Below are 16,743 nucleotides of genomic sequence, written 5' to 3' on the forward strand. Positions count from 1 at the left end.
ATGCGGCGAGCGTGGCGCGTCCTAGCCCCTGGTTCGGCAGGTCGACGCTCTCGCCGCACGTGGCGCACCTGGCGGTCAGTCGGTCACTCATGCGCCCTCCCTCGCGATCCAGGCGGCGTGCTCCATGCCGCGCTTCCACAGGTGCGGAGCATCGTCGTCGTCCGCTGCCTCCTCGATGAGTCGCGCCACGTCTGCGCGTTCCTCGGCCCGCACGGACTCGTCGTGTGCAGCGAGCCAGCGGTCGAACCTAGCCCCGTAGACCTCCTGTTCGGAGGCAAGGGATCGGCCGGTCATGTACGAGTCGAAGTTGCGGGTGTGGTCACGCACGTAGTCCGCGCGCACCTCGTCCGTGCTGGGCGTGTAGTCGTCGTCGCTCATCGGTCTGTCTCCTTCTCGATCTGGTCAGCGCGCTCGTCGGGCCCCCAGAACACGCGGTCGATCCAGTCGGCGGCGCGGTTCGTCACGCCGAACTTCTGGCGCAGCGCCGCGGTGATGCGCTTCCTCTCGGTTGCGGCGATGTGCGGCCCGACCGCAACCAACACGGCACGGGCGATGTGGCGCGAGTAGTGCGGGACGGCGGCATCCGAGTAGAACTCGGTCGCCGCGCGGGCGACTTCCTCTGCCGCCTTCTCGACCTGCTCGTCGGTGGGGGTCCAGCTCATGAGTCGTTCTCCTTCGGGGTCAGTGCGTCCGTGATTGCGGCGCGGAGGCGTCGTGCGGCGTCGTCGTGCACGGCTGCCGACTTCGTCATAACCAGCGCGTTCTCGTGGCCTGGCCCGGGGTAGAGCCGAGCCTTGTCCGCCTTCGTCTCGTGCCACTCTGCGAGGTCGAGGGCGGCTCCGAGAGCTGCGACCAGGCGCGGGACGTCCGTGCGCGCTGCGACGATGAACTCCGCGCTCTTGCCTACTGGGTAGGCGGCGATGCCCTGAACGAACTCCTCTCCGTCGGAGTAAACGGCGTCGCGGCACACATACCCTTCGCGCTCGTACCACGGGCCGCCCGCTGCTGCGTCGGCTCGCTGCTGCACGGCCGCCAGGTAGTCACGCGCGGTGCTCATGAGACCTCTCTCGTCTTGGAGTAGTAGCCGTGCCGGTATAGCGCCTCGACGAGCCGCCGTAGCAGCTGCCCGTACAGGTAGGCGAACGGTTCGTTCGTGTGGTCCAGGACCGACCGTGCGCCTGTACCCTCGGGCAGGGTGGCGGCGTAGATCGCGCACGTTGCGTGGTGCATCTCGTGCGAGAGAACCTCGGTGCCCAAACGTGCGGCGTGGAGCCGGATGATAGGGAGGAAGCGCTCGGTGCCGTCCTCGAAGTACCGGGTTGACCCCTGCGTGACAGCGACCGAGCCGGACAGGTCGGCTCCGGAGAACCTCTCTGCGGCAGCGATCATCTGTTCGCGCGTGTCGTATACCTTCACCGTCACGGTCGCCTTGAACCCCAGGGCGTGGGACGAGACCCGGACCGTTCTATTCACGCTGGGTCCTCCTCGTAGTCCAAGGCGACCCAGTCGAACGCGGTGCCGTGGTTCGCGACGTACCGGCACGGGTGGCAGAACTGGCCGCTACCTGCGTCGTCCGCCGCCACCTGGCCGGTAGGGAACATGCGGTCACATCCGTCGCACAGCGCGGCGGCGACGTGGTCGTACCAGGCCATCACGCCACCTCCCCGAGGATCGCGGCCCGCACGGCATCGGCGTGACCTCTGTAGTGGTTGCGCACGCCGTCGTGGTCGGTGTCCCACGTGTCAGCGCTGTGGAAGCCGTGCGCGTCGTAGATCACCCGTGCGAGCCAGTCCGGGTCGTCGGGGTCGTGCAGGGCGGCGGACACGGTGGCGAGGGTGAGAGCCGGGCGGATCGCGGCGAGGTAGTCCCACACGATCCGGACCACGGCCGTCACAGGGACGCAGCGGACCGTCGCGCGCTCGCCGTCCGGGTCGACGTGCCACCCGTCGTGCTCCCACTGACGGGCGAGCGCGAACACGGCGTCTCGGAACTCGGGCGTGATGCGCGACCTCGGGTCGTCGCCGAGCACGCGCAAGAGGTCGTCGTGCGTCGGGGTCGGCTGCGCCTCGGTGGCGCGTGCCAGGGCGGGCGTCTGGTCAGTGCTCATCGGATCACCTCGAAGTCGTGGTTGGTGGGGATGGGTGCGTGCTTCCGGTCGATGCGGCGCGACCCGTGCGTCCACTGCTGGGCGAGCGTGACGATCGGTACCCGGAGGGCCGTGGTGAAGATGGGTCGCCCGCATGCCAGGCAGGTGTCTCTCATCAGCTCTCCTCCGTGGGTTCGGTCGGGGTCGTGTCGTCCATGAGGTTCTTCTCGCGGGCGGCGTTGATGGTCTGTCGGATGCGTGCGCGGAAGATGGCGGTGGTGTCGGCGTCGGGCTGCTCGTCGTCGGTCACGGCGTGTCCTGGGCGGCGTTGAAGAGGTACCCGTCGCCGGTCCACTCGGGCGTGACGGGGAACGTGATCTCGCCGTTGAGGGTCTCGTCGGAGTTGTCGAACCACTCGCGGAGGTTGCAGAACTCGGGGTCGAGTTGGCCGGTGTGCTCTCCGCCGTACATGCTCATGTGGACCGGTCGCCCGTCCTCGACGCGCGGGAGGTCCCACGCTTCGCAGTCGCAGTCCCAGACGGCGTGGCAGAGGGCGTCGGCGGGCGCGGTGCACGTCATGGTCGAGAGGGCCTCGACATGTCGCCCGTCCTCGAACCGGGCTGTCACGGTGTGGTGCGGGGTCTCGGTGCTCATGGCTTCTCCTGGTGGGTGAGTGCGGCGTGGAGTGCGGTGCGTGCGAGCTCGGGGCCGGGTCCGACGTCGACGGGCTCGGGCGTGGTCTCGCGTGGGCTGTCTGCGGCTCGGGCGTCTGCTCGACAGCCGGCGCAGTGCCAGGCGGGCCACTGTTCGTGTCCGGGCCGGGTGCATCGGTCGAACTTGGCGCCGCGGGTCTCGACGGGGCGAACCGAAGCCCAATGGGAGCCGTCGAGGGCGATGACGGCGGGGGTGCGGTTCGCGGGGTCCATGGCGGCGTTGATCGCGGCGTGGGCGAGCTGGTCGGCGGTGCCCTTGGTGCGTCCGTCGCGGAGTGCTGCGAGGACTCCGGGTGCGTCCCAGTCGGGGCGGAGGGCTGCGACGAGCGCAGCGAGTGCGCGGGCCTGGTCTCCGTTGATTTCGATCGTCATCATGCGCCTGCTCGTGCTGATCGCTGGTGAGTTTCAGGGAGAGGTGATGATGAGGAAAGGAGTCCGGGAGGAAGGGAGTTAGGGAGGAAGGGAGTTGCCGAAGGGTTTCCCGAACCCTTCCCCGAAGGGTTGGCGGACGGGTTCCCCGAAGGGTTGTCGGGTAGTGCGGCGAACCCTTCCTCGAAGGTCATCGACCTTTTCTCGAGAAGGGTTCCGACCTCGGGCTTGCCCCATCCCTTGAGCGTTGGCTTGGCCTCTCGGAGGGTGTGGAGCTGGTCGACGATGACGGCGCGCAGGACGCTGGACCCGATGCGGCCGTGGTCCTTCGCGAGGGCGACGGCCATGTTCGGGGACTTCATGAGTCCGTCGTGCTTCACGAACGAGCGGATGAGGACTTCCTCGGAGCGGCGGTCGCAGAGGATGAACCGGCCCTCCTCGAGCTCGGCGGCGAACGTCTCGACGTCCGTGCCGGTGAGTTCGGCGGTGTGGGCGGCGATCTTCGCGGGACGCCAGTCGGCGACGCCGGCGAACGTGAGGGACGGCTGGGTGAGGAGGAACATGTAGAGCCACTGGCCGGACGAGGTGAGGTAGCGCCAGTCGTCGTCGTTCCAGATGTCGAGCCGGATGCGGGCGTGGTCACGCGCCACTGTCAGACCTCCTCGGATGGTGGGTTGGCGAGCTCGAGCAGGAAGAGAACGTGGAACCAGAGGCGTCGGATCGGGTTTCGGATGGTGCCGTCGCAGGCGGGGCAGGAGCGCATCACGCCTCCTTCTCTCGTGACGGCGCGTGGCCGTGCAGGGTTCGGTGGGCGAGTCGGCCGGCGGGCGTGTCGGGGTACGACTTTCCACAGCCGCAGGTGCGGGTCGTCACTGGATCTCCTCGAGGACGATGGACAGGGCGACGGTGTCCTTGGCGGCGTGGAGGTCGCCGAACCGTCGGAAGGTGAGTGCGGTGACGACGTCGTCGTTGTCGTCGGGGAGGATCCCGGCGTCGACGATCCCGTCGACCAGGGCCTTGACCGTGGCCACAGGTTCGGCACGTCGCGGCGTCGGCGGTCGGGCCAGCCGACGAACACGTGCAGGTGGACGCGCGCCATGGGCCGGAGTTCCTGCGACTGGGCGTTGAGCTTGCCGGTGAGTCGCAGAACCTTCGTGGCGCGTGCCGTGTCGTGGAAGTGGCGTCGCTGGTTGGACGTGAGCAGGTTCGACCGGTGCACGGTGAGCGACATCGACTGGCTACTCATCGGACGACCCTGGTGTGATGCGCGCGAGGATGATGGTCAGGACGAACGCGCAGGCTGTGATGACGAGCCACAGCGGCACGAGGGCCGGGAAGGTGGATCGTGCCCACCACAGGGCCGCGGCGGACAGGATCGTGACCGCGGCCATCACGGACGGCAGGTGGCGGATCATGCGACACCGACCTTGTAGCGCTCGCCCCAGAGGTTCGGGCGTGCCGGCGTGACGAGCGCGGCCTGTGTGGAGATCTGGAGCGCGAGGTCGTCGATCTCCTCTTGGAGTTGGCGGCGCGTGTCGAGGAGTCGGTCGACGTTGGCGCGTGCGCTCTGCTCGTCGGCGATCGCCTGGTCGCGGCGGGCCTCAGCCTCTTCGACCTGTGCGGCGAGGGTCCGGTAGGCGCTGCGGAGTCGGTCGACGGCGACGGCGAGCTTCTGGCGCTCGGTGCCATGGATGTAGGTGCTCATGACGCTTCCGCCTGTCGTGCGGCTCGTCGTGCCCTCTCGGCGGTGCGGCGTGCGCGGTAGGGTTCACCGCGGTCGATTCCGCCCCAGATGCCCCACTTCTCGTCGCGGCCATTCTCGGCGCACTCGAAGGCGAGGGGGCAGGTGGCGCAGATCTTGGCGGCCTGTGCGCGTTCCTTGTGGTCTTCGGAGTACCAGAGGTCGGGGTCGGTCTCGGTGCAGGGTGCGCCGGCCCAGTGCTCGGCGGTGGTGATCGCGTTGCGGCGGGTGTCGGGCGCTGGGGATGGTCCGATGCCGAGTGCGGCTCTCATCGTGCTCATGGCTGCTCCCCGTTCGTGGCGTCGAGCTCGGCGACGCGGGCTTGGATGGTGGCGCGCATCTCGGGTCCGGACGCCTTCCACATAGCTTGGAGGGCGGCGCGGTCGGTGGTGTTGGCGACCTGCTCGGCGGTGGGCTCGGGCGTCTTCGGTGCGTCGGCGAGCGGTCGGACGGTGAAGATCGCGGACTTGCCTCGGGAGACGATGAGCGGGACGTCGCGGGGCTTGTCGATGCCGCTCATGTGCGAGATCCGCACGCCGCCGACGGCCTGGCCCCCGAAGCGCACCGTCTCGTCGCAGTAGAGGGTGAGGCTCTTGCCGGCGTAGGTGGATGCGTCCTTGCCCCAGACGGCGACGAGGACGCGGCGCATGGACTTGCCGGGTCGCCAAGGTCGGGGGAACTCGCGGAGGTGGATCTGCACGGGCTGTTCGGCGTTGCCCTTGCTGACTCCCTCGATGGAGAAGGTGCGGGCGCCGGGGAGCAGGTCCACGGCGTCGAGCTGGTCGCTGTTCGGGGCGATCGTGTCGCTGATGTCCATCAGGCAGCCCTCCGCACGAGGATCTCGAAGCCGGAGCCGTAGTAGCCGTTGCCGTCGGTGCCGTCGAACTGCATGAGGTTCACGCGCTGGTTCTCGGCGTAGACGAACACTCGGTAGTAGCCCGTCCACTCGTCGTCGGGAGCGTCGGGGTCTCCCTCGTCGAACTCGGGGTAGTCGCCGTCGCTGGCGGGCCGGTAGTCGTACTCGACACGGGTGATGATGTTGTCGACCCCGTTGAGGACGGAGAGGTCGTAGCACCCGGCGTTGCAGCTGCAACCGCCGTCGTGGCCGATCGCCTTGATGACGGTGCCGTCGTCGAGCATGAGGTGTTCGCCGTCGACCTTGGCGACCTTCCGCCCCATGAGGAGCTCGGTGATCTCGTTCTGGCTGTCCTCGTTGAGGACGAGCAGGCCGTCCTCGCGGTCGTAGCCCCAGTCGCGGGCGCTGCCCTGGATGGGCTGGAACTCTGTGCTGGTCATGTCAGACCTCCAGGTCTGCGAAGTGGTCGATGCGCTCGGTCGCGGGAAGCCCGGCGACGGCGCGGTGGTAGGTGGCGACGACGTGGGCCGCGGTCTGCTCGAACTGCGCGGCGGCGTCGGTGATGGCGTCGAACCACTGCTCGTCGGGGTAGACGCGCTTGGGCCAGAGGGGCATGCCGCTGCAGTAGGAGACGTAGTCGCACCATCGGCGGCCGGACACGAGGAGCCCTGCCTGGATCTGCGCCATGTTCTCGGCGGGGACCTGGTCGGCGAGGATGGTGGCGAGGTGCTTCTTCTGCCGGCGGGACTTGATCTCGATGAGTCCGTCGTCGCCCACGAGCCCGTCGGGGGAGTAGCCGATGGCGAAGGTGACCTCGCTGTGCTCCTCGTTCATGACGACGAAGTCGCGGACCATGAAGCCGACCTCGTGGACGGGCGCGAAGTGCTCGCTGTAGAGGTCTCGTGCGATGGGTTCGTCGAGGGTGCCGCGGAGCATGTCGTTGGTGACGAACACGGGGTCGGACCAGCCGGTGATGCGCTCGGCGGCGAGGTAGGTGGTGAGCGCTCGGGCGGTGTCGTTGTGAGCGACCTCGATGACGGGTGGCGCGTCGGGCGGTGCGACTCGTGTCCCGTGGACCGTCTTGATGGGTGACGGTTCCTTGCGCGCGCGGCTGACGCAGGGTGCGCCGGCACCTGCTCCGCACTCAGGGCACGCGACGCCGGTGGCGGGTGCGGGGCCGACGGTGATGAGCTGGCCGACGACGGATGCGGTGACGATCCCGCGCCGCGCTGCGAGCCATTCGTCGGAGCCCTGGACGAGGTCGCCGTAGACGTGAAGGGTCATCGTTCGCCCTCCCGCTTCCGTCGCTTGGTGACGCGGTCGGTTGCCCAGGTGGTGGCGATGAGGAAGCCGACGACGAGGAGGGTGATGAGCGCGTCGGGGTCGAAGGTGAAGTGCGCGGCGGGGGTCATGGCTGCTCTCCGAGGATGCGGCGGGCGAGAGTGACGGCGTGGCTGTCGAGGGTGTCGCCTATGCGCTGTCCCTCGGCGTCGACCGGGTCGTCCGGGTCCTCGGCCTGCTCCGCGACCGTCTCCCAGTGGCGGGCGATGTCGTCGAGCCAGTCGGCCACGAGCTCGGCGACGTCGGGCGACCACAGGGCGATGTGCTCGGCCTCGGGTGACGTGATACTGACCTGGTTGGCGACGTCGAACGAGTCGTGGTCAAGGACGTCGTAGGTGTCGGCAGGTCGGGGGCTCGGGCTGTAGGGCGGGTCCGCGCGCCAGGGTGCGGGAGCCTCCCGGTCAGCAGCCTTGGCGGTCTCGCGGATCTTGGCTGCGGCTCGGCGCAGCAGGTCGGCTGTCATCGGGACCCCGCCGTCCAGATCAGCCCGAGGATGATGCCTGCGGGGATGGCAAGGGCGAGGACGATGCCCCAGGGGAAGTCGTCGTGTCGATTCACGGTGTGCCTCCGGTGGCGGTTCGTGCGGTGTAGAGGATGGCGAGTGCGCGTCGCTTGTCCTCGGGGTCGGGGTTCGGCTGCGTGAGGGTGTTCTTGGCGGCCTCGTAGTCGAGGACTTGGTCGAGGTGGGTGTCGCGGCAGTCGGGGTTATGGCAGGCGCGGAGTGACCTGTGTTCGGCGGCGATGGCGGCCTCGAGGTCGTCGAGGGCGCTCATGCGTCCTCTTCCACGAGGTCGGGGTCCATGTCGAACACGTCGCACACGCACCCGCCGCCAGCCCAGTTCCGGCAGAACTCGTACCCACAGCGGTCGGTCATCGGCCTGCCCCCTGGTCGATCAGGCGGACGGTCTCGTTGAGCCGACGAGAGACACCCCGGACGCGGACCATGAACTCGTGCCACTCGGGCGTGTCCATATCGGGCTCGTTCTCGAACGCCTCGACGACCGCGACGGCCTCGTCCTGGAGTCGCGCGAGGTCGGTGAGCAGGTCGCCCTCGGTCGTGGCGGTCATGGCTGTACACCGAAGGTCTTGGCGTGGTGCTCGACGAGCGGAGAGAGCCAGTCGGGAACGTCCCGGTCGTAGCGGCTCCGGGGACGGAACTTCGCGTCGTGGCGGTTCTTCCCGGTCGCCCCGTCTTTCTTCACGTTCGGGCCGAACACGGTGACCGTCGTGACCGCGTCGCCGTCGTCCTCGATCCAGACCAGGTCGGGCCGAAGGTGCGCGTTGATGTAGTCGCCCTTCACGTCGGGCGCTCCGGAGATCTCGTACCTCGCCTGGCGGTGAAGGTTGATCCGTGTGAACTCGATGCTCACGTGTTCCTCCTGCTGTGTGCTTCGTGGGCGGCCCGGATGTTGGGCGCGTAGGTCTCGTAGGCGACGAGTTGGGCGTACACGTCGTCGGGGATCGGGATGTCGTCGCCCCACTGAGGTCCGGCCGGTCGCTTGGGGTTGTGCTCGCGGCGACGTGGCGGTTCGGGGTCTGCGAGGCGGATGGTGTCGGCCGCGTACTGGCGGGCGAGGTCACGCTCGTACCGGTCGCGTTCCTCCATGCGCTGGTCGTGGAGGGGGTCGTCGTAGCGGCTCATGGAAGGACTCCGATGCCCCGCATGGCGACGCGGACGATCGCCTTCTCGTTCGCTACCTGGATGGCCTCAGCCCACGTGTCGTAGGTACCGATGTGGTTGAGCCCGCGGTAGACGTGCGCTCGGCCCCACTTGCCGTCCTTCTTCGCTGCGAGTACGACGTGGTAGCGCTCGGGGTTCGCCCGCTGGAATTCGCCGCTGAACAGCGGCCACGTGCGGTCTACTGCCATCACTGGATCGCCGCCCGGTTCTCGGCGACGGCCTCGACGAGCGCGTCCCACAGGCCCTTTTCCGTGGTGTCGTCGATGTACTCGACCGCCGCCCGAGCGATGACCTCGAACGCCCTCGCCCGGTCCATCTCGCGTTCGACCATCGACGCGGCACCAGGACCGATCCGGTCGAGCAGTGGCTTGAACGTCGCGTACCGGTGCGCCTGCGACGGTGCCGCGATCGCACCGCCAGCCGTGAACACGACCTCGGGCGGCACGTCGCCGTACAGGAACTCGTGCTCCGACTGCACCGGGGGAACGTTCGCCGGGTCCGTCATGTCGACCGGGGGAGGGCCGCCGAAGAAGTCACGTGACGGTGGGCGCCAACCCTCCTCGGGTCGCAGCGGCGGGCGGGACGGGATCGCGTCACTCATGACGCACCCCCGGCTGGCACGAGAAGCACCGGGTTCGCACGGGAGATCGCGAACGACCCCGGGAACGTCGTCCCGTCCGTCGTCCGCCACGTCGAGTGCCCGTTCGGCTGTGCACCGATCTTCATAGCGAGCACCGGGCGACCGAAGTCCGTCGTGCACAGGACCGGCGCGTACAGGGGAAGGGCGTCGAGTTCGGCCGACGACAGGACGTGCGGTGTGGTCGTGGTCGCGGCGGCCATCACGCCACCTCGCCGTTCGCGTAGGCCTCGATCAGCGCGAGGTCACCAGCCGGGTCCACGTACACGCCCGCAGCACGCGCGAGCGCGAGCAGGTCGCCCTCGATCGCGTCGCGCTCCGCCGGCGTCATCGTCGAGCCGATCGGCTCGGCCAGCTCGACGTCGTACGGGTAGACGCACGGGTCGTCCACCGTGCCGCGACCGTCAGCCAGGAACGCGTCCACCGAGGCCGCGGAGAACGGGTGGCGGGTGAGTGCCGCACGCAGGCGGCGGAGGATGGTCTTCATCGAACGGTCCTCTCGGTCTTGCCGCGCTTGACCCACGCGAGGAGGTCATCGGCGAGGATGCTGGGCTTGGAGATCTGGCGTCCGTCGATCTCCGGGTAGTGCGCGGGGAGGTCGCCGGAGCGGACCGCGCGCTGGATCACGTCACGGGAGTAGCCGGAAGCGGCTGCGGCGCCGTCGTAGTCGAACGACACGGGCGCGATCGTTGGGGTGCTCACGAGGCCTCCTGTGGTGGCTCAGTCAGCAGGCGCCGCAGCTCCTCGACGCCCTTGGGAGTGATGCGGATCTGCGGATCCGCCAGCACGCGCTCACCCGTGCGGGCGTGCGTGTAGTAGCGGGCGCGCGAGCGGAGGCGACCGACGTCGATCTGCCGCTGGTACGGGATGGCGTGCGAGTCGACCCACGCGATCTCGCGCAGGTACTTCGCGAGTCGGTTCTGGCCGATGTCGATGCCGTGGTCGCGGGAGAGGATCTGGGCCGCGTCCCGCATGGAGTAGTCGCCGGCGGTGTCGGCCAGGGCGTCCCATGCTTCGGCGCGGGGCGTGAGTTCGCGGACGGTGGCCTCGTGGCGGGCGAGCGTGGCCTGCGCCTCGATGAGCGCGGCTGCCATGAGTTCGGGACCGGAGAGGGCCGGGGTGCCGTAGGAGCCGGTCTTGCGGATCTGAGGGAGGACGTCGTGCGTCACCCAGCGCTTGAAGCGCTTGGCCCCCTCGACGCGCGAGCCGAGGATGGCGGCGAACAGTCCGGCCTCGCTGATGACGCTGGCCATCTGCGGTCCGCCGGGGGTACGCACTGAACGCGTACCCTTCTCGTCCTCGTCGAGGCGACGGGTCATGTCCGACGCCATCCGGTAGCCGAGGATGCTCGCCACGTTGGTTGCCACGAACCATGGCTCGCCGTTCTCGTCGGAGACGACGGGCACGTGCTGGCCCTCGAACTCGTAGGTCTGCACCGCGGGTGGGTGCTCGAGTACTGCGGTCACTACACTTCCTCTCGGTAGGTGGCCCTCGCCCGGTTCTTGGTCGGACTGGCGGGGGCCGCTTGCGTTGTAGGCGTCAGGCCGCAACCTGACGCTTGGAGCCTGCCGCGTTTGTCACTCGGTGCATACGCGATCCGGGGTGGGCCTCGAAGAGGTCCTCCACGTCACGGTCGAGCCACTTCGCGAGGGCCTCTGCGAGGTCCTGCGAGCAGCCCCGCATCGCTCCCGTCTCCAGGGCGGAGATCGTCGCCTGCGTGCATCGGGTGAGAGCGGCGAGGTCGTACTGCGTGAAGCCAGCGCGCTTGCGGGCCCGCTGGATCTTCTCCGGGTCGATGACCTTCATCCACACCTCCCTCAGGTACCTGACCTTGGGTCGTCGTGTGGCCATCCTGGCGTCCTTTCCTCGGTTTGACAAGTGAAGCGTGCCCTACGTGTCACTTACTTGTCAACAGGGCCCGACGAACGTGCAGGTCAGCCCGTAGAGTGAGCGGGTCACTTGTCCTGAAATCCGTTCCGGCCGCTAGTAACAGCGGGAACAGAGACCAGAGGATCGAGCCATGAACGACGACAGCAACGAGCTCACGCTCCGCGACGTCGCCCTTGCCGCATCCGAGCGGCTTGGCGGCGTTCGCGGCCGAGCGCTCGACCGCGAAGCCAAGAAGCGCGGGCTCACGCTGTCGTACACGACGGTCGACAAGATCATCGCCGGGACCTACAAGTCGAAGCCGAAGCCGGAGACGCTCAACGCACTCGCGGAGTTGTCTGGGATTGGTCGCGACCAGGTCTACGAAGCCGCCAAGGTCCCGCCGCCGGCCCCCTCGCTTGCGGAGGAGCTCGGTGCTGCGGGGGAGCAGCTCACGCCGGCCCAGCGAAAGATCGTGATCGACACCGTGAACCTCATGGCCCGGCAGAATCGCATCGTCGCCGAGGCTCTCGAGCTGGTCGAGACCTACGACGAGATGCCGCCGAGCATGACCTACGGCGACATGCCGCCTTGGGTCACCTACGGAGACATCGGCACGCGGCGACGCGCCACAGGACAGGACGAGGAGGTGGGGCGTGATGGAGACGCCGCCCCCAGTAAGCAGGCCGCGGGGAGCGCGGCCACAGGCATCAACCCCGACGAGCTTGACCTTGCAGCCAAGGCGAAGCCGGACGGCGGCTCGCTGTACGAGCGGGACCAGCGAGCCATGAGAGACGTCGGCGAGGAGTCGCAGGATCCCGAGGGCGCGTCGTAGTGGGCTTCTTCCCTCCGGGCGCCCTAGACGCCATCGATCCGCTCAAGCAGTTCCCGACACCCGAGCGGTACCGGCGCCTTCCCCGCGTTGAGGCGTTCGTAGACGAGGTCGGGGACCGCGGCTTCACCACGAAGTCGAGCGACGTCTTCGCGATGGTCGCGGTCATGGTCCCGCAGGAGCGCGTCCCGGACATGAAGGTCGTCGTGGGCGGCTTGCGTCACGCGGTGAACACCTCGAAGCCGCTCCACTGGGTCGACCACTTCACACCGAAGCCAAAGCATGCAGCTCGACGACGGCTTGCGTCTCAATGGATCGCCAAGATCCCAGACGTGAAGGTTGTGTACGTCGTTGCGCACAAGGCCACGCTGATCGCCAGCCAGCACCTCAGAGCTGACCGTGACCTGTTCTACAACTACATGACGAAGCTGCTCCTCGAGCGCGTGGCCTACCAGGCGAGGTACTGGCCCGGCGGACAACGTCTCGCCGTTGCCCGGCTGAGCGCGGTCAAGAACATGGACCACATCGAGAGCGTCGACTATCTCAACGGCGCTCGTCGCTACCAGCACACTCGCGCGCCGTTCGAGAACATCCTGTGGCCACCAATCTGGCGAGGTCCTGACGTGTTCGACGGGCTACAGCTCGCAGACCTGTATCTCGGCATGCTCTGGTGCGCGATCCGCGGCGATCATGGCGACGTCGACTGTGCCGAGATGCTGCTCGAGCACCGACACCAACTTCGACGTGGCCCGAGTGGCCAGGTGCTCGGGTGGGGCGTCAAGGTCTTCGGCGACCCCGCCTACCTCACCAAAAGGATCTGGTGGCCTGAGCTGATCCGGGCATGACGAAGCCCGCAGGAGGGACTCCGAGGGCCACAACCACCTCTTGGATGGAGGGATCCGGTTGCCCGGTTCCGGCTAGTCTCGGCAGCCCCACCTGCGGGCTTCGTGTTGTGACAAGTCAACCATGCGCTCGAACCTCCGGCAGCAGAGTTCGGCAAACCTTCACAACTCTGTTCGAACGCGTGTTCGACTGGCGCCTACCACGAGCCACCCACTATGGTCCCGAACCATGTACCACCCGTGGCGGACGTTGAGGTCGTTGCAGCACGTGACGCTGCTGTGGACCCCCATGCGCCGACGCCTCGGCGCGAGCAACGGGCGCGACACCATCCACCTCGACCCGCGCCAGTACCAGGTCGAACGGCGCTGCACCCTCGCGCACGAGCTCGTGCACCTCGAGATGGGGCACGAAGCAGAGTGCGCGCCGGCCGAAGAGGCGCGCGTCAACGCGGAGGCTGCGCGGCGTCTCATCACGGTGGAGCGGCTCATCGACGCCTGGCGGTGGTCCATGAGCCTCGAGGAGGTCGCTGACGAGTGCTGGGTCACGGTCGACGTGCTGCGCGACCGGCTCGACAACCTCAGCCCCGACGAGGCTCAGCAACTCGCGGATGCGCTCCTGTCGCGCGAGGACGGCGCCTAGCCCCCCGTCAGGCCGAGCCGACCCGCAACGCCGTCCAGTGCCGCGCGCGTGCGCGTCGTGTCGGTGTGCAGGTACGCCTTGGTGCTGAGGATGCTCGCGTGGCCGAGGATCGCGGTGATGGTGGCGTCGTCGACGTTTCCGACGCGCAGGAGCGTGGCCGCGGTGTGGCGGGCCTCGTACAGGTCCGGGCGCCGCCCAATGATCTCCGGCCCGGTCTCGCGGGGCGATGGCTCGGTCACGGCGACCTGCGCGGCGTCGGTGATCTCGTACCAGGCGGCTCGGTCGTCGGGGTCGCGTCGCGGTCGGCCGTCGGCCTGCGGCCAGACGATGCCGTGGCGGTTGGCGGGTGCGATCTCGCGCCAGGCTTGCAGCGAGGAGACCATCCACGGCACGAGGGGGATGACGCGCCATCCGGACTTGGTCTTGGGCCGCACGAGGTGGAGCGCACCGTCGACCTGGCGCGCCTCGAACCCGCGGGGGACGCGGAAGCCGGAGGAGCGGTCACGGGCCACCTTGTACGGCAGAGGCTTGAGCTGCCACGCGAGCGTGAGCGTCGGCTCGTCGCTGTCCAGATCGACCATGTCCCACGTGAGGCCGAGCGTCTCGGCGGGGCGCATGCCCTGGAGCATGGCGGCGGCCCAACGAGACGCGTCGGGGCGCTTCGAGGCCACCTCAAGGATGGCGAGTGCGTCGGGGAGGGGGAGTGCATCTCGGTCGTTGGTGCCGACGCTGGGGGCAGCGACCATGCGCGCCCGTTCGGGGACGTTGTAGCCCTCCTCGACGGCCGCGGTGAGCATGGAGGACAGTGCGGCGTGGTAGCGCGCTTGGGACGACTGCGCGAGCCCTTTGGTCTCCATGGCCCGGTGGAACGTGCGCACGTCGGCGGGGGTGAGCTGGTCGAGGCGACGGTGCCCGATGGCGGGGACGACCCACCGGGTGATCGCCGTCCGGTTGGCGTTCCATGTGGTCGGCCGCAGGGTTCCAGAGGTGTTCTCGAGCCAGGTGTCCGACCATCGCTTCACGGTGGGCTTGCCGTCCATCGTCGGCGCTTCGGCTTCCTCGGCTGCTCGGATGGCTGCCAAGAGTTTCTGCCGGGCTCCCCGCTCGGTGGTTGCGGTGATCTTCCGTCGCCGTCGCGTCCCGCGCTGCGTGTACCCGGCCTCGTAGGTGCCGACCCACCTGCCCTTCGAGGCGTCGAAGTAGACGCTGCCGGTCCCGTGCGCTCGTCGTGCCATGGGTGCCACCTTAGGGGAGCCAAGCGGGGAGCCATAGTTGGCGGCTGCATAAGACCGCGTACGGAGCAAACCCGCAGGTGAGAGGCGTTCTGCCCTGTGTCCAGCATATCAACCGATTCACTCGTAATGAATAGGTCAAGGGTTCGATTCCCTTAGGCGGCTCCGACGAGGCCCGGAATCTCAACGATTCCGGGCCTCAGTCATGTCCGGGCGAGGGTGCCCGAGGCGATGAGCAGCGTGTTGGTCGCTGAAGACTCGCCGGACCCGTGACGCGGCGGCCTTGGCGATGCGTGCCACGCGGCGTGGCTCCCGCGTGCACCCGGGCGGCTGCCCGCCGTCGCGGCGCACGACCCGTCGGACCCGGACGACACGGCGGGGGACGTCGACGAGCCGGTGCGGTGGCAGCGCCGCGCGTCCAGGAGCGCCGCGCCGCGCACGCGCTGAGCGCTCAGCCGACGCGGCGCAGCAGCAGGATCGCGCCGCCCGCCGCCGCGGCGACGAGCCCGCCGACGCCGACCACGGCGAGCGTGGGGAACGCCTCCTCCGCGGGCGGGGGAGGCGCCATGCGCTCCGCGGCTGACGTGAGCGGCGTGCGTGACGGCTCCGGCCGGGCCGTCGTGGGCTCGGGAGAGGGCTCGACGGGCGCCTCGGTCGTCGGCTCCTGCGTCGGCTCCTCGGTCACCTCCGGCTCGGGCGCGTCCGCCGTCCCGACGGGCGCCTCGACGACCGGCGCGGGGGCCTCGACCGCCGGAGGCGCCTCGACGGGCGCCTCGGTCACGGGAGCGGGGGGCGGCGTCGTCGGCGCGGGCGTGGCGGTGGTCGTGCAGACGGCGGCGTCGCCGTTCCACTCCGCGAACTGCTGGTCGATGCCCGTCACCATGACCCAGCTGATGCAGTACCCGTCGCTGTACTGTCCTCGCCGCGGGACGTCGAGCTCCAGCACGCCGTCGGCGGCGTCCTCCCGGGAGTAGCCGTCTCCGAGGTGGCGCGCGTGCGACCCGTCGGGAGAGGTCACGACGTACCCGAGCCACCCCGGCCCCTCGTGCAGCCGGCTCGCGTCGAACGACACGGTGTCGACGGTGACGGTGAGCCCTCCGCCGCCGTCGCGATCGGCGGCCACCGCCGGCGCCGCCGCGAGCGCCGCCGTGACGACCCCCAGGGTCGCGAGCGCGAGCAGTCGGCCAGCGGCGCGCATCATCACCTCCGGGTCGGCTCGGGCGTGGTCCGCGGCACATCGTACGCAGTCCGGGTGCGCCGTCGGAAAGCGCGGTTTCGGGCCCGGACAAATCGCTCGACCTCGACGCTCGCGCCGTCCTAGCGTGGCCGTCATGTTCTTCATGACGATGGTGCGTCGTGGCCGGGCCGGCCTCGCGACGCGAGTGGGGATGGCACCCGCTCACCGCTGAGCACGCCGCGCGCGTGGTCGACGACGCCGGGGTGCGTCCCGGTCAGCTCGTCCTCGATCTCGGGGCCGGGGACGGGGCGCTCACGCGGCACCTCGTGGCCGCGGGCGCGCGAGTCCTCGCCGTCGAGCTGCACCCGCGCCGCGCCCATACCCTGCGCGAGCGCTTCGCCGGTGCGGACGTGACGGTCCTGGAGGTCGACCTCGCCGACCTGCGCCTGCCGCGACGCCCGTTCCGCGTCGTCGCGAACCCGCCGTTCGGGCTGACGTCGCCGCTGCTCGCTCGCGTGCTCGCGCGGGGATCCGCGCTCGTCGCGGCGGACGTCGTCGTGCAGCGGCAGGCCGCGCGGCGCATCGCTGCGGGCGAGGGCACGGCGGGGCGCGCCGCACGGCGCTGGGCCGTCGAGGTCGCGCGGTCCGTGCCGCGCTCGGCGTTCCGGCCGCCGCCGCGCGTCGACGCGGCGGTGCTCCGCGTCCGGCGGCGCTGAGGGTTCTCGCGTCG

General features: G+C 69.3%; 36 protein-coding genes. 4 read left to right on the top strand and 32 right to left on the bottom strand.

Features of this window, described 5'->3' with window-relative positions; all coding sequences use genetic code 11:
• Nucleotides 1–87: 87 nt before the first annotated feature.
• From ABRQ22_RS17335 to ABRQ22_RS17480, 30 genes are all read right to left on the bottom strand, one after another.
• Nucleotides 88–378, bottom strand: a complete 291-nt coding sequence (locus ABRQ22_RS17335) for a hypothetical protein (protein WP_353707624.1) — start codon at nt 376–378, stop codon at nt 88–90.
• Entirely contained in the window at nt 375–662 is a 288-nt protein-coding gene (locus ABRQ22_RS17340; RefSeq protein ID WP_353707625.1) for a hypothetical protein, read from the bottom strand. Before ABRQ22_RS17340 ends, ABRQ22_RS17335 begins: the two co-directional genes overlap by 4 nt.
• On the bottom strand, nt 659–1,057 hold the full coding sequence (locus ABRQ22_RS17345) for a hypothetical protein (protein WP_353707626.1): 399 nt from the start codon (nt 1,055–1,057) through the stop codon (nt 659–661). Before ABRQ22_RS17345 ends, ABRQ22_RS17340 begins: the two co-directional genes overlap by 4 nt.
• The gene (locus tag ABRQ22_RS17350; RefSeq protein ID WP_353707627.1) at nt 1,054–1,473 is read right to left on the bottom strand and encodes a hypothetical protein; all 420 of its coding nucleotides are present in this window, start codon (nt 1,471–1,473) and stop codon (nt 1,054–1,056) included. The genes ABRQ22_RS17345 and ABRQ22_RS17350 overlap by 4 nt, the downstream gene beginning before the upstream one ends.
• A complete protein-coding gene (locus tag ABRQ22_RS17355; protein ID WP_353707628.1) occupies nt 1,470–1,652 on the bottom strand; it encodes a hypothetical protein in 183 nt (60 codons plus the stop codon). Before ABRQ22_RS17355 ends, ABRQ22_RS17350 begins: the two co-directional genes overlap by 4 nt.
• The gene (locus ABRQ22_RS17360; protein WP_353707629.1) at nt 1,652–2,107 is read right to left on the bottom strand and encodes a hypothetical protein; all 456 of its coding nucleotides are present in this window, start codon (nt 2,105–2,107) and stop codon (nt 1,652–1,654) included. Before ABRQ22_RS17360 ends, ABRQ22_RS17355 begins: the two co-directional genes overlap by 1 nt.
• Nucleotides 2,104–2,262 (bottom strand): hypothetical protein, encoded by a 159-nt coding sequence (locus ABRQ22_RS17365; RefSeq protein WP_353707630.1) that lies wholly within the window; start codon nt 2,260–2,262, stop codon nt 2,104–2,106. Before ABRQ22_RS17365 ends, ABRQ22_RS17360 begins: the two co-directional genes overlap by 4 nt.
• Nucleotides 2,262–2,396, bottom strand: coding sequence for a hypothetical protein (locus ABRQ22_RS17370; protein WP_353707631.1), 135 nt, complete (start codon nt 2,394–2,396; stop codon nt 2,262–2,264). Before ABRQ22_RS17370 ends, ABRQ22_RS17365 begins: the two co-directional genes overlap by 1 nt.
• Nucleotides 2,393–2,740 (bottom strand): hypothetical protein, encoded by a 348-nt coding sequence (locus ABRQ22_RS17375; RefSeq protein WP_353707632.1) that lies wholly within the window; start codon nt 2,738–2,740, stop codon nt 2,393–2,395. Before ABRQ22_RS17375 ends, ABRQ22_RS17370 begins: the two co-directional genes overlap by 4 nt.
• Complete coding sequence (locus ABRQ22_RS17380) at nt 2,737–3,174, bottom strand: hypothetical protein (protein WP_353707633.1); 438 nt, start codon at nt 3,172–3,174, stop codon at nt 2,737–2,739. Before ABRQ22_RS17380 ends, ABRQ22_RS17375 begins: the two co-directional genes overlap by 4 nt.
• Nucleotides 3,171–3,818: a hypothetical protein gene (locus ABRQ22_RS17385; protein WP_353707634.1), complete on the bottom strand. Its 648-nt coding sequence runs from the start codon at nt 3,816–3,818 to the stop codon at nt 3,171–3,173. The genes ABRQ22_RS17380 and ABRQ22_RS17385 overlap by 4 nt, the downstream gene beginning before the upstream one ends.
• Before the next feature lie 219 nt (nt 3,819–4,037).
• Nucleotides 4,038–4,199 (bottom strand): hypothetical protein, encoded by a 162-nt coding sequence (locus ABRQ22_RS17390; protein ID WP_353707635.1) that lies wholly within the window; start codon nt 4,197–4,199, stop codon nt 4,038–4,040.
• Nucleotides 4,200–4,406: 207 nt separating this feature from the next.
• Nucleotides 4,407–4,583 (bottom strand): hypothetical protein, encoded by a 177-nt coding sequence (locus ABRQ22_RS17395; protein ID WP_353707636.1) that lies wholly within the window; start codon nt 4,581–4,583, stop codon nt 4,407–4,409.
• A complete protein-coding gene (locus ABRQ22_RS17400; protein ID WP_353707637.1) occupies nt 4,580–4,873 on the bottom strand; it encodes a hypothetical protein in 294 nt (97 codons plus the stop codon). The genes ABRQ22_RS17395 and ABRQ22_RS17400 overlap by 4 nt, the downstream gene beginning before the upstream one ends.
• On the bottom strand, nt 4,870–5,190 hold the full coding sequence (locus ABRQ22_RS17405; RefSeq protein WP_353707638.1) for a WhiB family transcriptional regulator: 321 nt from the start codon (nt 5,188–5,190) through the stop codon (nt 4,870–4,872). Before ABRQ22_RS17405 ends, ABRQ22_RS17400 begins: the two co-directional genes overlap by 4 nt.
• The gene (locus ABRQ22_RS17410; RefSeq protein WP_353707639.1) at nt 5,187–5,726 is read right to left on the bottom strand and encodes a hypothetical protein; all 540 of its coding nucleotides are present in this window, start codon (nt 5,724–5,726) and stop codon (nt 5,187–5,189) included. Before ABRQ22_RS17410 ends, ABRQ22_RS17405 begins: the two co-directional genes overlap by 4 nt.
• A complete protein-coding gene (locus tag ABRQ22_RS17415; protein WP_353707640.1) occupies nt 5,726–6,205 on the bottom strand; it encodes a hypothetical protein in 480 nt (159 codons plus the stop codon). Before ABRQ22_RS17415 ends, ABRQ22_RS17410 begins: the two co-directional genes overlap by 1 nt.
• 1 nt (nt 6,206) lies before the next feature.
• Nucleotides 6,207–7,049, bottom strand: a complete 843-nt coding sequence (locus ABRQ22_RS17420) for a lambda exonuclease family protein (RefSeq protein ID WP_353707641.1) — start codon at nt 7,047–7,049, stop codon at nt 6,207–6,209.
• Nucleotides 7,046–7,177, bottom strand: a complete 132-nt coding sequence (locus ABRQ22_RS17425; RefSeq protein ID WP_353707642.1) for a hypothetical protein — start codon at nt 7,175–7,177, stop codon at nt 7,046–7,048. Before ABRQ22_RS17425 ends, ABRQ22_RS17420 begins: the two co-directional genes overlap by 4 nt.
• A complete protein-coding gene (locus ABRQ22_RS17430; protein WP_353707643.1) occupies nt 7,174–7,569 on the bottom strand; it encodes a hypothetical protein in 396 nt (131 codons plus the stop codon). The genes ABRQ22_RS17425 and ABRQ22_RS17430 overlap by 4 nt, the downstream gene beginning before the upstream one ends.
• Nucleotides 7,570–7,660: 91 nt before the next feature.
• The gene (locus ABRQ22_RS17435) at nt 7,661–7,879 is read right to left on the bottom strand and encodes a hypothetical protein (RefSeq protein ID WP_353707644.1); all 219 of its coding nucleotides are present in this window, start codon (nt 7,877–7,879) and stop codon (nt 7,661–7,663) included.
• Between the two features lie 97 nt (nt 7,880–7,976).
• Nucleotides 7,977–8,174 (bottom strand): hypothetical protein, encoded by a 198-nt coding sequence (locus tag ABRQ22_RS17440; protein ID WP_353707645.1) that lies wholly within the window; start codon nt 8,172–8,174, stop codon nt 7,977–7,979.
• Nucleotides 8,171–8,476 carry a hypothetical protein gene (locus ABRQ22_RS17445; protein WP_353707646.1) on the bottom strand — a complete coding sequence of 102 codons (306 nt, stop codon included), beginning with the start codon at nt 8,474–8,476 and terminating at the stop codon, nt 8,171–8,173. Before ABRQ22_RS17445 ends, ABRQ22_RS17440 begins: the two co-directional genes overlap by 4 nt.
• Complete coding sequence (locus ABRQ22_RS17450; RefSeq protein WP_353707647.1) at nt 8,473–8,748, bottom strand: hypothetical protein; 276 nt, start codon at nt 8,746–8,748, stop codon at nt 8,473–8,475. Before ABRQ22_RS17450 ends, ABRQ22_RS17445 begins: the two co-directional genes overlap by 4 nt.
• The gene (locus ABRQ22_RS17455) at nt 8,745–8,975 is read right to left on the bottom strand and encodes a hypothetical protein (RefSeq protein ID WP_353707648.1); all 231 of its coding nucleotides are present in this window, start codon (nt 8,973–8,975) and stop codon (nt 8,745–8,747) included. Before ABRQ22_RS17455 ends, ABRQ22_RS17450 begins: the two co-directional genes overlap by 4 nt.
• Nucleotides 8,975–9,388: a hypothetical protein gene (locus tag ABRQ22_RS17460; protein ID WP_353707649.1), complete on the bottom strand. Its 414-nt coding sequence runs from the start codon at nt 9,386–9,388 to the stop codon at nt 8,975–8,977. Before ABRQ22_RS17460 ends, ABRQ22_RS17455 begins: the two co-directional genes overlap by 1 nt.
• Nucleotides 9,389–9,626: 238 nt before the next feature.
• The gene (locus ABRQ22_RS17465) at nt 9,627–9,911 is read right to left on the bottom strand and encodes a hypothetical protein (RefSeq protein ID WP_353707650.1); all 285 of its coding nucleotides are present in this window, start codon (nt 9,909–9,911) and stop codon (nt 9,627–9,629) included.
• Entirely contained in the window at nt 9,908–10,126 is a 219-nt protein-coding gene (locus ABRQ22_RS17470; RefSeq protein WP_353707651.1) for a hypothetical protein, read from the bottom strand. The genes ABRQ22_RS17465 and ABRQ22_RS17470 overlap by 4 nt, the downstream gene beginning before the upstream one ends.
• The gene (locus ABRQ22_RS17475) at nt 10,123–10,860 is read right to left on the bottom strand and encodes a BRO family protein (protein WP_353707652.1); all 738 of its coding nucleotides are present in this window, start codon (nt 10,858–10,860) and stop codon (nt 10,123–10,125) included. The genes ABRQ22_RS17470 and ABRQ22_RS17475 overlap by 4 nt, the downstream gene beginning before the upstream one ends.
• A 103-nt stretch (nt 10,861–10,963) precedes the next feature.
• The gene (locus ABRQ22_RS17480) at nt 10,964–11,275 is read right to left on the bottom strand and encodes a helix-turn-helix transcriptional regulator (protein ID WP_353707653.1); all 312 of its coding nucleotides are present in this window, start codon (nt 11,273–11,275) and stop codon (nt 10,964–10,966) included.
• A 169-nt stretch (nt 11,276–11,444) separates the two neighbouring features.
• Here ABRQ22_RS17480 and ABRQ22_RS17485 point away from each other — a divergent pair, with 169 nt between their 5' ends.
• The 3 genes from ABRQ22_RS17485 (at nt 11,445) to ABRQ22_RS17495 (ending at nt 13,604) form a co-directional block, all read left to right on the top strand.
• Nucleotides 11,445–12,125, top strand: a complete 681-nt coding sequence (locus tag ABRQ22_RS17485; protein ID WP_353707654.1) for a hypothetical protein — start codon at nt 11,445–11,447, stop codon at nt 12,123–12,125.
• Entirely contained in the window at nt 12,125–12,967 is an 843-nt protein-coding gene (locus tag ABRQ22_RS17490; protein WP_353707655.1) for a DUF3800 domain-containing protein, read from the top strand. Before ABRQ22_RS17485 ends, ABRQ22_RS17490 begins: the two co-directional genes overlap by 1 nt.
• A 226-nt stretch (nt 12,968–13,193) precedes the next feature.
• Nucleotides 13,194–13,604 carry an ImmA/IrrE family metallo-endopeptidase gene (locus ABRQ22_RS17495; RefSeq protein ID WP_353707656.1) on the top strand — a complete coding sequence of 137 codons (411 nt, stop codon included), beginning with the start codon at nt 13,194–13,196 and terminating at the stop codon, nt 13,602–13,604.
• Here ABRQ22_RS17495 and ABRQ22_RS17500 read toward each other — a convergent pair.
• Nucleotides 13,601–14,839, bottom strand: coding sequence for a tyrosine-type recombinase/integrase (locus tag ABRQ22_RS17500; protein ID WP_353707657.1), 1,239 nt, complete (start codon nt 14,837–14,839; stop codon nt 13,601–13,603). The genes ABRQ22_RS17495 and ABRQ22_RS17500 overlap by 4 nt on opposite strands.
• 448 nt (nt 14,840–15,287) lie before the next feature.
• Nucleotides 15,288–16,037 carry a hypothetical protein gene (locus ABRQ22_RS17505; protein ID WP_353707658.1) on the bottom strand — a complete coding sequence of 250 codons (750 nt, stop codon included), beginning with the start codon at nt 16,035–16,037 and terminating at the stop codon, nt 15,288–15,290.
• A gap of 155 nt (nt 16,038–16,192) precedes the next feature.
• Between ABRQ22_RS17505 and ABRQ22_RS17510 the strand changes: the two genes are divergently transcribed.
• Complete coding sequence (locus ABRQ22_RS17510) at nt 16,193–16,729, top strand: rRNA adenine N(6)-methyltransferase family protein (RefSeq protein WP_353707659.1); 537 nt, start codon at nt 16,193–16,195, stop codon at nt 16,727–16,729.
• Nucleotides 16,730–16,743: the final 14 nt, after the last annotated feature.

Origin of the sequence: Cellulosimicrobium sp. ES-005 (assembly GCF_040448685.1) — a bacterium.
GTDB lineage: Bacteria > Actinomycetota > Actinomycetes > Actinomycetales > Cellulomonadaceae > Cellulosimicrobium > Cellulosimicrobium cellulans_G.

Coding starts and splice junctions, on each gene's coding strand:
- ABRQ22_RS17335 (WP_353707624.1), bottom strand. CDS start 378: ATGAGCGACGACGACTACACGCCCAGCACGGACGAGGTGCGCGCGGAC.
- ABRQ22_RS17340 (WP_353707625.1), bottom strand. CDS start 662: ATGAGCTGGACCCCCACCGACGAGCAGGTCGAGAAGGCGGCAGAGGAA.
- ABRQ22_RS17345 (WP_353707626.1), bottom strand. CDS start 1,057: ATGAGCACCGCGCGTGACTACCTGGCGGCCGTGCAGCAGCGAGCCGAC.
- ABRQ22_RS17355 (WP_353707628.1), bottom strand. CDS start 1,652: ATGGCCTGGTACGACCACGTCGCCGCCGCGCTGTGCGACGGATGTGAC.
- ABRQ22_RS17360 (WP_353707629.1), bottom strand. CDS start 2,107: ATGAGCACTGACCAGACGCCCGCCCTGGCACGCGCCACCGAGGCGCAG.
- ABRQ22_RS17365 (WP_353707630.1), bottom strand. CDS start 2,262: ATGAGAGACACCTGCCTGGCATGCGGGCGACCCATCTTCACCACGGCC.
- ABRQ22_RS17375 (WP_353707632.1), bottom strand. CDS start 2,740: ATGAGCACCGAGACCCCGCACCACACCGTGACAGCCCGGTTCGAGGAC.
- ABRQ22_RS17380 (WP_353707633.1), bottom strand. CDS start 3,174: ATGATGACGATCGAAATCAACGGAGACCAGGCCCGCGCACTCGCTGCG.
- ABRQ22_RS17395 (WP_353707636.1), bottom strand. CDS start 4,583: ATGATCCGCCACCTGCCGTCCGTGATGGCCGCGGTCACGATCCTGTCC.
- ABRQ22_RS17400 (WP_353707637.1), bottom strand. CDS start 4,873: ATGAGCACCTACATCCATGGCACCGAGCGCCAGAAGCTCGCCGTCGCC.
- ABRQ22_RS17405 (WP_353707638.1), bottom strand. CDS start 5,190: ATGAGCACGATGAGAGCCGCACTCGGCATCGGACCATCCCCAGCGCCC.
- ABRQ22_RS17410 (WP_353707639.1), bottom strand. CDS start 5,726: ATGGACATCAGCGACACGATCGCCCCGAACAGCGACCAGCTCGACGCC.
- ABRQ22_RS17415 (WP_353707640.1), bottom strand. CDS start 6,205: ATGACCAGCACAGAGTTCCAGCCCATCCAGGGCAGCGCCCGCGACTGG.
- ABRQ22_RS17420 (WP_353707641.1), bottom strand. CDS start 7,049: ATGACCCTTCACGTCTACGGCGACCTCGTCCAGGGCTCCGACGAATGG.
- ABRQ22_RS17425 (WP_353707642.1), bottom strand. CDS start 7,177: ATGACCCCCGCCGCGCACTTCACCTTCGACCCCGACGCGCTCATCACC.
- ABRQ22_RS17430 (WP_353707643.1), bottom strand. CDS start 7,569: ATGACAGCCGACCTGCTGCGCCGAGCCGCAGCCAAGATCCGCGAGACC.
- ABRQ22_RS17435 (WP_353707644.1), bottom strand. CDS start 7,879: ATGAGCGCCCTCGACGACCTCGAGGCCGCCATCGCCGCCGAACACAGG.
- ABRQ22_RS17440 (WP_353707645.1), bottom strand. CDS start 8,174: ATGACCGCCACGACCGAGGGCGACCTGCTCACCGACCTCGCGCGACTC.
- ABRQ22_RS17450 (WP_353707647.1), bottom strand. CDS start 8,748: ATGAGCCGCTACGACGACCCCCTCCACGACCAGCGCATGGAGGAACGC.
- ABRQ22_RS17455 (WP_353707648.1), bottom strand. CDS start 8,975: ATGGCAGTAGACCGCACGTGGCCGCTGTTCAGCGGCGAATTCCAGCGG.
- ABRQ22_RS17460 (WP_353707649.1), bottom strand. CDS start 9,388: ATGAGTGACGCGATCCCGTCCCGCCCGCCGCTGCGACCCGAGGAGGGT.
- ABRQ22_RS17465 (WP_353707650.1), bottom strand. CDS start 9,911: ATGAAGACCATCCTCCGCCGCCTGCGTGCGGCACTCACCCGCCACCCG.
- ABRQ22_RS17480 (WP_353707653.1), bottom strand. CDS start 11,275: ATGGCCACACGACGACCCAAGGTCAGGTACCTGAGGGAGGTGTGGATG.
- ABRQ22_RS17485 (WP_353707654.1), top strand. CDS start 11,445: ATGAACGACGACAGCAACGAGCTCACGCTCCGCGACGTCGCCCTTGCC.
- ABRQ22_RS17495 (WP_353707656.1), top strand. CDS start 13,194: ATGTACCACCCGTGGCGGACGTTGAGGTCGTTGCAGCACGTGACGCTG.
- ABRQ22_RS17500 (WP_353707657.1), bottom strand. CDS start 14,839: ATGGCACGACGAGCGCACGGGACCGGCAGCGTCTACTTCGACGCCTCG.
- ABRQ22_RS17505 (WP_353707658.1), bottom strand. CDS start 16,037: ATGATGCGCGCCGCTGGCCGACTGCTCGCGCTCGCGACCCTGGGGGTC.